15 protein-coding genes are annotated in these 13,187 nt (G+C 70.9%); 4 read left to right on the forward strand and 11 right to left on the reverse strand.

Annotated features, from left to right (window positions below; all coding sequences use genetic code 11):
• Positions 1-657 precede the first annotated feature (657 nt).
• Positions 658-1,866 (forward strand): phosphoserine phosphatase SerB, encoded by a 1,209-nt coding sequence (gene serB, locus ACFY4A_RS37070; protein ID WP_390833710.1) that lies wholly within the window; start codon positions 658-660, stop codon positions 1,864-1,866.
• A 37-nt stretch (positions 1,867-1,903) separates the two neighbouring features.
• On the opposite strand, the gene ACFY4A_RS37075 is transcribed toward serB, so the two are convergent.
• The 4 genes from ACFY4A_RS37075 to ACFY4A_RS37090 form a co-directional block, all read right to left on the reverse strand.
• A complete protein-coding gene (locus ACFY4A_RS37075; protein WP_390833711.1) occupies positions 1,904-2,422 on the reverse strand; it encodes a SixA phosphatase family protein in 519 nt (172 codons plus the stop codon).
• A gap of 120 nt (positions 2,423-2,542) precedes the next feature.
• A complete protein-coding gene (locus ACFY4A_RS37080) occupies positions 2,543-2,752 on the reverse strand; it encodes a hypothetical protein (protein WP_390833712.1) in 210 nt (69 codons plus the stop codon).
• Between the two features lie 245 nt (positions 2,753-2,997).
• Positions 2,998-3,117: an SGM_5486 family transporter-associated protein gene (locus tag ACFY4A_RS37085; protein WP_390833713.1), complete on the reverse strand. Its 120-nt coding sequence runs from the start codon at positions 3,115-3,117 to the stop codon at positions 2,998-3,000.
• Between the two features lie 49 nt (positions 3,118-3,166).
• Positions 3,167-4,525: a CynX/NimT family MFS transporter gene (locus ACFY4A_RS37090; protein WP_390833714.1), complete on the reverse strand. Its 1,359-nt coding sequence runs from the start codon at positions 4,523-4,525 to the stop codon at positions 3,167-3,169.
• A gap of 82 nt (positions 4,526-4,607) precedes the next feature.
• Between ACFY4A_RS37090 and ACFY4A_RS37095 the strand changes: the two genes are divergently transcribed.
• Entirely contained in the window at positions 4,608-5,300 is a 693-nt protein-coding gene (locus tag ACFY4A_RS37095; RefSeq protein ID WP_390833715.1) for a FadR/GntR family transcriptional regulator, read from the forward strand.
• Between the two features lie 190 nt (positions 5,301-5,490).
• On the opposite strand, the gene fabI is transcribed toward ACFY4A_RS37095, so the two are convergent.
• From fabI to ACFY4A_RS37130, 7 genes are all read right to left on the reverse strand, one after another.
• On the reverse strand, positions 5,491-6,258 hold the full coding sequence (fabI, locus tag ACFY4A_RS37100; RefSeq protein ID WP_390833716.1) for an enoyl-ACP reductase FabI: 768 nt from the start codon (positions 6,256-6,258) through the stop codon (positions 5,491-5,493).
• 5 nt (positions 6,259-6,263) lie between these two features.
• Positions 6,264-6,983: a 3-oxoacyl-[acyl-carrier-protein] reductase gene (gene fabG, locus ACFY4A_RS37105; RefSeq protein ID WP_390833717.1), complete on the reverse strand. Its 720-nt coding sequence runs from the start codon at positions 6,981-6,983 to the stop codon at positions 6,264-6,266.
• Between the two features lie 170 nt (positions 6,984-7,153).
• The gene (locus ACFY4A_RS37110; RefSeq protein WP_390833718.1) at positions 7,154-7,540 is read right to left on the reverse strand and encodes a type II toxin-antitoxin system VapC family toxin; all 387 of its coding nucleotides are present in this window, start codon (positions 7,538-7,540) and stop codon (positions 7,154-7,156) included.
• Between the two features lie 5 nt (positions 7,541-7,545).
• A complete protein-coding gene (locus tag ACFY4A_RS37115) occupies positions 7,546-7,830 on the reverse strand; it encodes a type II toxin-antitoxin system Phd/YefM family antitoxin (protein ID WP_390833719.1) in 285 nt (94 codons plus the stop codon).
• A 69-nt stretch (positions 7,831-7,899) separates the two neighbouring features.
• Complete coding sequence (locus tag ACFY4A_RS37120; RefSeq protein ID WP_390833720.1) at positions 7,900-9,114, reverse strand: McrC family protein; 1,215 nt, start codon at positions 9,112-9,114, stop codon at positions 7,900-7,902.
• Entirely contained in the window at positions 9,111-11,306 is a 2,196-nt protein-coding gene (locus ACFY4A_RS37125) for an McrB family protein (RefSeq protein ID WP_390833721.1), read from the reverse strand. Before ACFY4A_RS37125 ends, ACFY4A_RS37120 begins: the two co-directional genes overlap by 4 nt.
• 123 nt (positions 11,307-11,429) lie before the next feature.
• Complete coding sequence (locus ACFY4A_RS37130; protein ID WP_390833722.1) at positions 11,430-11,915, reverse strand: ATP-binding protein; 486 nt, start codon at positions 11,913-11,915, stop codon at positions 11,430-11,432.
• Positions 11,916-12,083: 168 nt separating this feature from the next.
• On the opposite strand from ACFY4A_RS37130, the gene ACFY4A_RS37135 reads away from it, so the two are divergent.
• Together ACFY4A_RS37135 and ACFY4A_RS37140 are read left to right on the forward strand one after the other, a co-directional pair.
• Entirely contained in the window at positions 12,084-12,935 is an 852-nt protein-coding gene (locus ACFY4A_RS37135; protein WP_390833733.1) for a helix-turn-helix domain-containing protein, read from the forward strand.
• Positions 12,932-13,153: a DUF397 domain-containing protein gene (locus ACFY4A_RS37140; protein WP_390833723.1), complete on the forward strand. Its 222-nt coding sequence runs from the start codon at positions 12,932-12,934 to the stop codon at positions 13,151-13,153. Before ACFY4A_RS37135 ends, ACFY4A_RS37140 begins: the two co-directional genes overlap by 4 nt.
• Positions 13,154-13,187: the final 34 nt, after the last annotated feature.

Raw genomic sequence — 13,187 nt, forward strand, 5'->3', positions numbered from 1 at the left:
CGAACCCGATCGGCCGCTTCGGGCGGACTACGAGACCCACAGGACGTCAGCCCTGCGGACAGCCGTCCGCCCGACAGCCGAGGCCAGTCCGGCCGGGCGGAGCCCGCCGAGCCCGACGAGCCGAGCGGACCGGACGGGCCGGACAGGCCGGACGGGCCGGGCGCACCGGGCCGACCGGGCAGCGGCGGGCGAACCCGATCGGCCGCTTCGGGCGGACTACGAGACCCACAGGACGTCAGCCCTGCGGACAGCCGTCCGCCCGACAGCCGAGGCCAGTCCGGCCGGACGGAGCCCGCCGAGCCCGACGAGCCGAGCGGACCGGACGAGCCGGACGAACCGGGCCGACCCGGCGGCGGGCGGGGTCGGCCGGCGGCTTCGGGGGACGACGTGTACGGGGCGCCGACGGTGGTCGGTCCCGTGCAGCCAGAGCCCCCTCCTCCCCCGCGACCGCGCGGGCGGCCCCCGCGGGCGCCTGGGGCGCCAGAGGTGCCGGACGACGGCCCGATGCCTCCGCCTCCGCCGAGGCCGCCCCGGTCTCCGCGGAAGTGAGCGCCGGACGGTAGCCAGGTCGTCGTCCGGCGGACACCTGTTGTTCGCTGTCCGTCAGGCGGACCTGAGGGGCAGCGGGCACTGGGTGCCGGATACGGTGGAAGCACCATGAGCGCTTCGCAGACCTCTGCCGATCCCACCCTTCTCGTCAAGATCTACGGGAAGGACAGGCCGGGCATCACGGCCGGCCTCTTCGACACCCTCGCCGCCTACTCCGTCGACGTGGTCGACATCGAGCAGGTCGTCACCCGTGGCCGGATCGTGCTGTGCGTGCTCGTCACCCAGCCGCCCGCCGGGCTGGAGGGCGATCTGCGGGCCACCGTGCACAGCTGGGCCGAGTCGATGAAGATGCAGGCGGAGATCATCTCCGGCCACGGCGACAACCGGCCGCGCGGCCTCGGGCGCTCCCTGGTCACCGTTCTGGGCCACCCGCTCACCGCGGAGGCGACCGCCCGGATCGCCGCGCGGATCACCCGGGTCGGCGGCAACATCGACCGTATCTTCCGGCTGGCCAAGTACCCGGTGACGGCGGTGGAGTTCGCGGTGTCCGGTGTGGAGACGGAGCCGCTGCGCACCGCCCTGGCGACGGAGGCCGCGGCACTCGGTGTCGATGTCGCGGTCGTCGGGGCGGGCCTGCACCGGCGGGCCCAGCGCCTGGTCGTCATGGACGTGGACTCCACGCTCATCCAGGACGAGGTGATCGAACTGTTCGCCGGGCACGCCGGCTGCGAGGACAAGGTCGCCGAGGTGACGGCGGCGGCGATGCGCGGCGAGCTGGACTTCGAGCAGTCGCTGCACGCGCGCGTGGCACTGCTGGAGGGGCTGGACGCCTCCGTGGTGGACAAGGTGCGCAGCGAGGTGCGCCTGACGCCGGGCGCGCGCACCCTGATCCGTACGCTCAAGCGGCTCAGTTACCAGGTCGGTGTCGTCTCGGGTGGATTCACCCAGGTCACGGACGATCTGAAGGAGCGGCTCGGACTGGACTTCGCGCAGGCCAACACCCTGGAGATCGTCGACGGGAAGCTGACCGGCCGGGTCACCGGCGAGATCGTCGACCGGGCGGGCAAGGCGCGGCTGCTGCGCCGGTTCGCCGCCGAGGCGGGCGTTCCGCTGTCGCAGACGGTCGCGATCGGTGACGGCGCGAACGACCTGGACATGCTCAACGCGGCCGGTCTCGGGGTCGCGTTCAACGCCAAGCCGGTGGTGCGGGAGGCGGCGCACACGGCGGTGAACGTGCCGTTCCTCGACACCGTCCTGTACCTGCTCGGGGTCACCCGCGAAGAGGTCGAGGCGGCGGACGCGCACGAGGAGGGCTGAGCGGTCCGCGCCGGCCGCCTCCCGTACCGCCGTCGGGCTACTCCGACGGCGCCCAGTAGTCGAGCAGTGTGGCCACGCCCGGTTCCAGGGCCTTCCAGGAGCCGTCGAAGGACACCACGGCGAACGCGGCGGCCGGGAATCCTCGGCGGCTCATCCGCTCGCGGGCGTCGCCCTCGGCCGAACCGGACAGCACCTCGGCCAGTCCCTGGATGCCCGGGTTGTGGCCGATGAGGATCACGTTCCGCACATCGTCCGGCGTCTCGTTGAGCACGGTGATCAGTTCGCCGGGCGAGGCGTCGTAGACCCGCTCCTCGTAGACGGTCTTCGGCCGCTGCGGCAACTCGTGGACGGCGAGCTTCCAGGTCTCGCGGGTTCGGGTCGCGGTCGAGCACAGGGCCAGGTCGAAGCGGACACCGGTGCCGGCCAGCCTGCGGCCGGCGACTGCGGCGTCCTTGCGGCCCCGCTCGGCGAGTGGTCGTTCGTGGTCGGTCACCTGCGGCCAGTCGGCTTTCGCATGCCGGAAAAGAACAATCCTGCGGGGTTCTGCGACGCTCATGCGTCCCAGCTTCGCATGAAACAGGCCATGCGGCGCAGGGAGTTGACATGCGCCTTCTCGGGTGCGGCGGGCGGCAGGGGGCCATGCCCGGGGACCGTGTCCGGGCGCCCCTGCGGGGGGTCAGCCGGCGAGCAGTTCCCGGGCGTGCCGGAACAGCTGGGCGATCGCGGGGTCGCCGGAGGCCGCCTGCGCGTCCGCCGGGTTGCGTATCAGGAGGAGCAGCGCGACGAACGCCAGCACCGGCAGGGCCACGGCCCACCACGGCAGCCGGGAGTCGACGCCGGCGCCCGTGGTCGCCGGGTGGGGCCGGGTGTGCGTACGGGCCGACATGATCGCCTCCGCTGGTCTCCGAGGTCCGCGCACCGCCTCTCGCGGTCACATCCCGAAGCTACGGAATCCGCGCTCCCCGGCCCATCCGGTGATCCACCCACTTGCCCCTGACCCTCACCCCCTAGGGGATGGGGGGTTAACCCCACCATCGACCCTGAGGAGCCGGGCTCACGGACGCGCGGGCGTCACGGGACGCACCTGCGGCGCGGGGGTCACGGCGGCGCGAGGACGCGGCGGCAGGCGGGTCACGGCGCCGCGAGGGTCGCGACGATGGCGATGATCACGAAGATGGCGAAGAACGCGCCGAGGACGAACAGCAACTTCCGCTGGCCGTCCTTGGGGTTCGGGTCGAGCACAGGCTGCATGCGCCCCAGTCTCGCACCCTTCGCCCGGAGCGCGGTCCCCGGGGCCGCCTCAGCGTGCCGCCTCGTCCTCCACCGTGCGGTCGCGGCCCGCCACGTAACCGACCACCATCTGCGGCACCATCAGGCCGGCCATGAGCGCGATGGGCAGCCCCCAGCCGCCGCTGCTCTGGTACAGCACGCCCACCAGCAGCGGGCCCGGGATGGAGATCAGGTAGCCGGTGCTCTGGGCGAACGCGGACAGCTGGACCACGCCCGGACCGGTCCTGGCCCGCATGCCGACCATGGTGAGCGCGAGCGGGAAGGCGCAGTTGGCGACGCCGAGGAGCAGGGCCCAGGCCCAGGAGCCGGCGGCGGGCGCGAGGTAGAGACCGGCGTAGCCGACCAGACCGCAGACGCCGAGCACCAGCACGATCGGGCCCTGGTGGGGCAGCCGGGTGGCCAGGCGCGGGATGACGAAGGCCAGCGGCACGCCCATCACCATGGTGACGGCGAGGAGCAGACCGGCCTTTCCGGCGGGGACGCCCGCGTCCCGGAAGATCTGCGCCATCCAGCCCATGGTGATGTAGGCGGCGGTGGCCTGGAGTCCGAAGAAGACGGCCAGGGCCCAGGCGGTACGGCTCCGGGCGATGCGCAGGGTCGGGGCCTGCGCCTCCCGCGCCCGGGACGGTTCCCCGGACGCGGGTCCGGTGCGGGCCGGCGCCTGCGCGGCGGACCGGGCGCCCCGGTCCCGTACCAGCGGCAGCCACGGCAGCACCGCCACGGCGGCGAGCAGGGCCCACAGCGACAGTCCGGACCGCCAGTTGCCGCCGAGCGCCCCGGTAAGCGGCACGGTCACCGCGGCGGCGGCCGAGGTGCCGAGGGCGAGGGCCATCGAGTACAGGCCGGTCATGGTGCCGACCCGGTCGGGGAACCAGCGCTTGACGATGACCGGCATCAGGACGTTGCTGACGGCGATGCCCATGAGGGCCAGCGCGCTGGCGGCGAGGAACGCGGCCGTGCTGCCCACGTAGGGCCGTATCACCAGTCCGGCGGCGATGGCGAGCATGCCCGAGCACACCACCGCGGCCGGTCCGAAGCGGCGGGCCAGCCGGGGTGCCATGACGCCGAAGACGGCGAAGCAGAGCGGCGGTACGGAGGTGAGCAGTCCGGCCACGCTGCCGCTCATGCCGAGCCCGTGGCGGACCTCTTCCAGAAGGGCGCCGAGGCTGGTGATGGCCGGGCGGAGGTTCAGCGCGGACAGCACGAGGCCGACGACGACCAGGCGCGTGGTCCACGCACGCGTGGCGCCGCCACCGGACGCTCGCTGTCCGTGCGGTTCCGGTTCCGGGACGGCCCGGTCACCGCTGGTCGCGGCCGGGGCGCGTTCGGTCGTCTGTGTCGTCGTGCGGGTCGTTTCCTCGGGTGGCATGAGAACCATCATAGAATCATGGGATGATTGGTTGTCGACGGCTCGGGGTGCTGCCCCCGGGTCCCGCGTGCGAAGGTGTGCCATGCCGCTGAGCCATCCGCGCCGGTCGGCGCTGTCCGAACAGGTCATCGCCGCACTGCGCAGCCAGATCACCACGGGCGAGTGGCCGGTCGGTTCCCGCATCCCGACGGAGCCGGAGCTGGTGGAGCAGCTCGGTGTGGCCCGCAACACCGTCCGCGAGGCGGTCCGTGCGCTGGCCCACAACGGCCTGCTGGACATCCGCCAGGGTTCGGGCACGTACGTCGTGGCGACCAGCGAGCTGGCGGGCGTGATGCACCGCAGGTTCGCCGAGGCCGACCCGCGGCACATCGCCGAGCTGCGTTCCGCGCTGGAGTCGGCCGCGGCCGGGCTGGCCGCCGTGCGGCGCACCGAGAAGGACCTCAAGCAGCTCCACGCGCAGTTCCTGCGCCGTGAGGAGGCCTGGGAGTCCGGTGACACGGAGGCGTTCGTGACCGCGGACGCCACGTTCCACCTGGCGGTGGTGGCCGCCTCCCACAACGACGTCATGACGGCGACGTACGCGGATCTGGGCGAGGTGCTGCGGGACTGGCTGCGCGCGGACGTCGGCGCGGAGCTGACGCCGGACACGTACATGGACCACACCCGGCTGCTCGAAGCGATCCGCGCGGGCGACGCCGAGGCGGCCGCCGCCGAGGCCGCGAGCTACCCGCTGCTGTGCCGTCCGGGCCGGTTCGCTTCGCCCGCTGGTGAGTGACCGCACGCGCGCGTGTCCGGCGTCGCCCCGTACGGCGGCGACAGCGCGAGAGCGACGGCCACGGTCAGTGGGCCGCACGGCGGAGCAGGCGCCGCACAGGCGGAACCGGTGAGGGCCCGCGGGAACGGCGGAGGGCCCGCGCCCCCTCGGGGTGCGGGCCCTCGAACGTCGCCGAAACTCAGCGGCAGCGTCACGCGCCGATGGCGTGCAGACCGCCGTCGACGTGGATGATCTCGCCGGTGGTCTTCGGGAACCAGTCGCTCAGCAGCGCCACGACACCGCGGCCGGCCGGCTCGGGGTCCTTCAGGTCCCACTCCAGGGGCGCGCGGGTGTCCCACACCGAGGCCAGCTCGGCGAAGCCCGGGATGGACTTGGCGGCCATGGAGCCGATCGGGCCCGCCGAGATGAGGTTGCAGCGGATGTTCTGCTTGCCCAGGTCGCGCGCCATGTAGCGGTTGGTCGCCTCCAGGGCGGCCTTGGCCGGGCCCATCCAGTCGTACTGCGGCCAGGCGTACTGGGCGTCGAAGGTGAGGCCGACGACCGAGCCACCGTTCTGCATCAGCGGCAGGCAGGCCATGGTCAGCGACTTCAGGGAGAACGCCGAGACGTGCATGGCGGTGGAGACCGACTCGAACGGCGTGTTGAGGAAGTTGCCGCCGAGCGCGTCCTGCGGCGCGAAGCCGATGGAGTGGACGACGCCGTCGAGGCCGCCGAGCTCCTCGCCGACGACGTCGGCCAGGCGGCCCAGGTGCTCGTCGTTGGTGACGTCGAGCTCGATGACCTTGGTCGGCTTCGGGAGCTTCCTGGCGATGCGCTCGGTCAGCGTGGGCCGCGGGAAGGCGGTGAGGATGATCTCCGCGCCCTGCTCCTGGGCCAGCTTGGCGGTGTGGAAGGCGATGGAGGACTCCATCAGCACACCGGTGATCAGGACGCGCTTGCCCTCGAGAATTCCGCTCATGGTGATCAGTGACCCATTCCCAGTCCGCCGTCTACGGGGATGACGGCTCCAGTGATGTACGAGGCGTCGTCCGAGGCGAGGAACCGCACCGCGGCGGCGATCTCCTCGGGCTGCGCGTACCGGCCGAGCGGCACCTGCCCCATGATGTTCTCGCGCTGCTCGTCGGAGAGCGCCCGGGTCATGTCGGTGTCCACGAAACCGGGGGCGACGACGTTGAAGGTGATGTTGCGCGAGCCGAGCTCACGGGCGAGGGACCGCGCGAAGCCGACCAGGCCGGCCTTGGAGGCGGCGTAGTTGGCCTGCCCCGCCGAGCCGAGCAGACCGACCACCGAGGAGATCAGGACGACACGGCCCTTCTTGGCGCGCAGCATGCCGCGGTTGGCCCGCTTGACGACACGGAAGGTGCCGGTGAGGTTGGTCTCGAGGACCGCGGTGAAGTCCTCCTCGGACATGCGCATCAGGAGCTGGTCCCGGGTGACGCCGGCGTTGGCGACGAGGACCTCGACGGGGCCGTGCTCGGCCTCGATCTCCTTGTAGGCCTGCTCCACCTGCTCGGGGTCGGTGATGTCGCACCTGACGGCGAGGCAGCCCAATTCCTTGAGGGCGGCCGGCGGCTCCCCCGAACGGTAGGTGATGGCGACCTTGTCGCCCGCCTCGGCGAACGCGCGGGCGATGGCGAGGCCGATGCCCCGGTTGCCTCCGGTGACGAGAACCGAGCGGCTCAACGGATCACCCTTTCGATAGCGGTCTGAAGCATTCCGACAACCCGCCCGAACACCTTGATGACAGGCGGCTTCACCGAAAACCTATCGGTCCGGCCACGCCACCGGGCAATCGGGCACCGACAGTGGCTCTCCCCGGCTCCTGTCGGGTTCCTACAGTCGGAACGCCCTGGTCAGTCCGCGGTGCCGGGTGCGTGGGCGGGCAGGCCCTCGGCGCGAGCCGTCTCAAGCATCCTGCGGTCGTACGTCACCAATGCGGTCAGATCGTCCCGCAGCGACAGGGCACTGGCCACATGGATCGCGTCCAGCGTGCGCAGGCGCCCGACCAGCACAGCCGCCGCGTCACGCACCTCTCGGGTGAGGAGGATCTCGGTGACCCGGGCATCCAGTTCCTCTATCGCTTTGGGAAAGTGCCCCACGAGGTCCAGCGTCCGTACGGTCTCCACGAAGCCGAGCGTGCTGGTGGCGAGCGGTGCCGTGACTCGCTGCTGGAGGAAAGCGTCCAACTCGGCCCAATGGCTGCGGCGGGTCATCCATGTGACCAGCGCCGATGTATCCATGTAGATCAACGGTCGTCTTCCTCGCGCTCGGCCAGGAGCACCGCCACAGGGTCGACGTCCTCGGGGACCTCATAGTGCGGCATGCTGTGCCGGTCGGCGGCGGTGGCCGACTTCAGCTTGATCTTTCCTTGCGCCACCAGGTGCGCGTACCGCTCCATGGGCCCGCCGGCCGGCGACAGTATGGCGATCACGTTGCCATGCCGGGTGACCTGGATCGCCTCCCCTTTCTCGACACGCGCGAAGACGGCGCTGGGGTTGTACGAGAACTCACGCACGGAGATGGTGCTCATGGAGGTCCCCATTCAGCCGGGCAGGTGCGTACCTACATTGCAAAAAGTGTACCCACATCTTGCAGGGCTCTACGTGGCCGCACGCGACAGTACGAGTCCAGCCAGGACATCAATACTCTGCTTCACCTGATGCGGGGGCTGGTCCAGATCCAGCACATGGCGATGCAGCCTGACCTCACCTTCGGCCACTGGCACGCCTACGACATCGGCACGTCCGGACGCGTACACCAGGTGACCGTCCCTGAGCCCGAGGCGTATGCAGTATGCAAGCATCTGGTAAAGATCGTCCCGGTGGAAGCCACGCTTGTACTTGGCGTCGACGACCACAGCGGCCCGGCGCCCACCGGAGGGCGCCGGGAGGTAGTGGACCAGGTCGGGTCTGAGGACGTACCTGCGAGGCGTCGCGAGGAAGTGATCGCGATCCTGCGTCTTGTACCAGCCGCCCGCCTTACGGGTCAGGGCCTCCCCCAGCGCGCGGGCGAGGAACGCTTCGTACACCCGCCACATCTGGAACATCACGCCGTCCACGGTGACGGCCCGTCCGTCCTCAAGTTCGTACGACGTCCCGCCGAGGATGAGTTCGGCAAGGGCGAGGGACCGGTGATAGCGGGCGTTCAACCGGTTCCGCCGCCAACGCGGGGGCGGGGCGCCAGGTACCGGCGACGTGACCCCGTCCAGGCGTGCGGTCAGTGCGTGGAGTGCCACGCGCTGCCTCCCGCCGACCCCCGGGACACGCAGCAGCCGCCGAGCAGCGCCGAGCAACAGCTGGTTCTCCGCTATGTCAACGGTGTGCTCGTCGTAGGCGACTTCCAGCGGCAGCGCGAGTCCGGGGCGGCGGCTCATCTGTGCCGCCGCCCTCAGCCTGCCACGCAGGACGGGCTGGGACGCCTCCGTCTCCCGGTAGCCGAGCAGCACTCCTTGCCGCAGGGCCCTCTGTGCGGCTCGCGTGTAGGCGCGGGCGACGGCCGGCAGCAGGTCCGTGCGGGGCGCCGCATCGACCGGGCCGCCGTCGTGCAGCCACTCCTCTTCGGCGTAACCGAGGAGGTGGAGGAGCCGGTCCACGGGCACCTTGGGTGCGACGGAGAGCCGGACCTGTGCCGGGCCACGGCCGACCCGGGCGGCGCCGACCCGGTCGCGGGCCTCGATGCGGCACCAGCCGGGGCGGCGGGAGGGCCGTACCTTGACGTGTTCGCTTTCGTCGAGAGCCACGATCTGTTCGGGGGTGAGCTGCCATTCGCTCCAGCCGTCGGCCTCCTTCAGCCGGACCGGCGGCGCGCCGGTCACGTGGCACCGCCGTTGTCGGCAGTCTGGGCGTCCTCGGCGCCTTCTTCTTCGATCCCGAGGTGGCGGAGCAGTTCGTCGAGTGCGTATTCGCCGGCGACGTCGGTGTCGTCCCCCCAGTGGAATTCGGTGAGCAGCGGGATGATCTGGGTGCGCCACAACCGTTCGAGCGCGGCACGCCCGCCGCGCGCCAGGGGCTGCATGAAGTAGGACGGGCCGATACGGAATCCCTGGTCGCCCGAGGGACTCGCGCCGATGCGCCGGTTGAGTTCCGCAAGAAGTTTCGCCGCGTCCTGGGACTGGCCGTTGGCGTCGAGCCAGCGCTCCAGCATGCCGTCCAGCGGCTCGACCTCGGGGTGCAGCTCCATGAAGGAGAAGCGGCGCCGCATCGCCGCGTCCATCAGGGAGACGCTGCGGTCGGTGGTGTTCATGGTGCCGAGGATGAACAGGTTGGGCGGCAGCCTGAAGCCGTTGCCGTCATCCGAGCCGTACTGCAGGTGGATGTACTGCTTGCGGTATTCGAGCAGGAAGTACAGCTCGCCGAAGACCTTGGCGAGATTGCCGCGCGTCATCTCGTCGATGACCAGTACGAAGATCTCGGCGGGTCGGAGTTCGGCCGCGTCCGCGAGCCTGCGCAGCGGTCCCTTCGCCAGGTGGAAGACCACGCCAGAGCCGCCGTCGGGGCCGGTGTCGGCGCCCTGCTGGGCGAGCCTGGGCCGGATGCCCTCGAAGAAGTCCTCGTAGGAGTAGGCGGGGTGGAACTGCACCAGCCGTACGTTGCCCGGGTTGCCGCCGGTCAGGTGGCGGGCGAGGGCCAGCGCGGTGAAGGTCTTGCCGGTGCCGGGCGGTCCGTGGAAGACCAGTTGGGGTTTGGCGCGCAGCAGTTCCACGCACTCCTGGAGCCAGACCGCGTTCTCCTGGGTGAGCTCGGCTACCAGGGCCTCGGTGACATCGGGCAGTTGAGGCTCGATGTCGGCGGGCGGCGCCTCCTGCACGGGGTCCGGCCCGATGAGTGCTTCGAGGCGGGGCGCGAACTCGCTGATGTCGACGATCCGGGCGTCGGCGTCCCCGAGCCGGCCGAGCAGCGCGTCGCCGAGGTCCTTGACGATGTCGAGCGGGTCGTCGAGGTTGCGCCAGTCGACCCTGCGCCGGTACGCGCTCGTGGTGCCCGGCTCGTACACGGCCGGGCCGGTCACCACCCCGAGGTATCCCTTGGTGCCGTCCGTGCACACCACGATGTCGCCGTCCTGTATCCGGGCGACGAAGGTGTGCACCTCCTTGGCCAGCTCCTCCCGGCGGCCGGCGGACAACGACTCGTACGCGTCGTCGACGGCCTTGCGCACCCGCTGCGGCCCGGCGCCGGCGGGCAGCGGTGACATGCGCCCTGCCCCGAGGGTGACCACGGACTCCTCGCGCCAGAGTGTCCGGATGAGGCTCGCGCCGCCCTCGTCGGTGCCGCGCAGCACCCAGACCCGGCGGGGACGCTCGGGCAGGACCGGGTCGTCGGCCGGTTCGCCCAGGACGAGCGCGGTGATCTCCTCGCGGCTCAGCTTCCGTTCGGGCAGGGCCCGTACGACGTCCACGCTGGACGTCTGCTCGTCGAGGAGGCGGTCCTCGCTGAGCAGGTTCCGCCATGTCTCGGTCTCGTTCGACAGCAGCGTGATGCCGATGCCCACCGTCGTGCCCTCGGAGTCGAGCGCGAGGTGCCAGCCGTCGGGCCGGGTGCCCTGGAAGACCGAAGCGAGTGTGTACGCGTCGACCTCGTACTCGGCGGCGAGGTCCTCGATGTCCAGCCAACGGCTGTCGGGGAGGAGCTGGAGCAGAGCGGCGGCCGCGTCGAACGCGTCCCGGTCTCTGCGCCAGTCCATGTAGCGGTCGCCGGCCTCGCTGAGGAAGTCGACCGGCTTGGGATACTCGGCGAGGGCATCGACACCGAGCCCCGTCAGCCGCCAGACCCGGCCCTTGCGACATAACCAGCCGGCCTTGACCAGGCTGGTGGCGTTGTGACTGAGGTTGACGTCGACACCCCGCGTGGCATTCGGGGCGACGGCCCGGAAGTCGTCCTCCAGGCTGGGGTCGGCCTCCAGGACGAGCGGCCACAGCCGCCGGAACGGAAGGCCGTCCTGCGTGTGGTCGAGCAGGATCGTCGCCGCCTGGTGGACCGCCCTGGCGCTGACCTCGAACGGCGTGCTCACGGGTTCCCTCCGTCCGGAGTTGACCTTCAACTCCCCCCACCCGAGAGACTAACTCCGGCCGCTGACAATCACCGGGGCCGTCGGGCTTCCCCTGCGGTGGTCCAGCCATCGGCCGCCCTGCCTTCAGCCGACTCCGTCAAGATCCCGCGGCAGCAGACAGCGCATCTGCTTCCCGACGGGCGTGGTCACCACGTCCCAGCCGGGCGCGAGCAGGTCCACGAGCGGCAGCCCGCGACCTGACTCCGCTTCAGCGTCGTCGAGTTGAGCCCCGGGCGTGCGGTGCGGACGCCGGTGCCGGTCAGGGTCGTGCAGGCGCACCCAGACTCCGGCCCGCGCCGCCTCCACCTCCGCGACGAGCGGCACGTAGTCGCCGCAGGCGCGGACGGCGTTCGAGTACAGCTCGGAGAGGACGAGTTGGGCGGCGTCCACCAGGTCGGGGCCGGCACCGGCCCCGCGCAGGGCGTGGGCGGTGAGGCCGCGGGCGGCGTGGAGGTTCCGGGGCGAGGCGGACATGTGGAGGGTGAAGCCGGTGGGGGTGGGAGTGAGGTAGTGGCCCAGGGAGGCGGTGGGAGCGAGGGGGTGCAGGAGGGGGTGGGGGGTGAGGGGCACGGTGGCTCCTTGCGGTTTGCTCGCCAACTTGCCGCGGCTGCGACGAGGTTGAGCGTGGACCCATTCCTCGATCAATCGCAACCTTTCAACCCGATCGGGTGACGATTTCGTCGTTCCATGGGTGGCGACGAATATTCGATGCAGGCTTTCCACATGCCCAACTCGCCCATGGTTCCGACAGTCCGACGGCGTCGTCTCGGAGCGACCCTTCGCAGATTCCGCAACGAAGCGGGCCTCAGCCTCGATCAGGCCGCTGAGGCGATGGGGTGGAGCGGCCCGAAGATGTCGAAGATTGAGAACGCGTTTCAGGGCATCAAGCCCGGCGATCTTGCAGAACTTCTCAAGGTGTACGGGGTGACGGACCCGGACGTCTGTTCCGTACTGGAGACGCTGCGCGCCGACACTGCGAAGAAGGGCTGGTGGCAGGCCTACTCAGGGATCGTGCAGCCCGCGTACGCCGACTACATCTCCCTGGAATCGGACGCCGAACAGGTCTGCGCCTGGACCCCACTGCTGATCCCGGGGTTGCTCCAGACCGCAGCCTACGCCCGCGAAACGATCACCGGCATCACGACGACCCGTACGCCGGAGGAAGTCGCCGCGCTCGCGGAGGTTCGCATGGCGCGGCAGTCCGTATTGACCAGGCCCGGTGCCCCCTTGGAGCTGTGGGCCATCGTCCATGAGGCCGCCTTATACCAGCGCTTCGCCGCACGTCCGGCCACCATGCGCGAGCAGCTGCGCAAGCTACTGGACGCCTCTGAACTTCCGAACGTGACCGTCCAGGTCATGCCACTGGCCTCCACTGCCCATCCAGGGCTCGAAGGAGGCTTCAGCCTCACCAAGTTCAGGCCCCCGCTGCCGGATGTCGTGCTCTTGGAGAACGCCGGGAGCGCGACATACGTTGAGGGTGAGGACGCGGCGCCCTTCGAGAGGGCGTACGAGCGTATCCGGGCTACGGCGCTCTCCGTGGAGGACTCGCTCGTCCGCATCGCCGAACTGGAAGAAGGCCTGAGACAGTGACCGACCGCAAGAGCGACCTGTACGCCCTGGACCTCGATGGCGCCGCTTGGCGCAAGGCGTCCGCGAGCGGCGCCGAGAACGACTGCGTCGAGATAGCCGAGCTGCCCGGTGGCGCTCGGGCCGTACGGGACTCGAAGAACCCGGAGCGGGAGCCGTTGCGGTTCACCGCGTCGGAGTGGGCGGCGTTCCGGACGGGTGTGCTCGCCGGCGAGCTCTGAGCGCTTGGGCACTACGCAGGTGGCCGTCACCCGG

Source organism: Streptomyces sp. NPDC001292 (genome assembly GCF_042896465.1).
Lineage (GTDB): Bacteria > Actinomycetota > Actinomycetes > Streptomycetales > Streptomycetaceae > Streptomyces.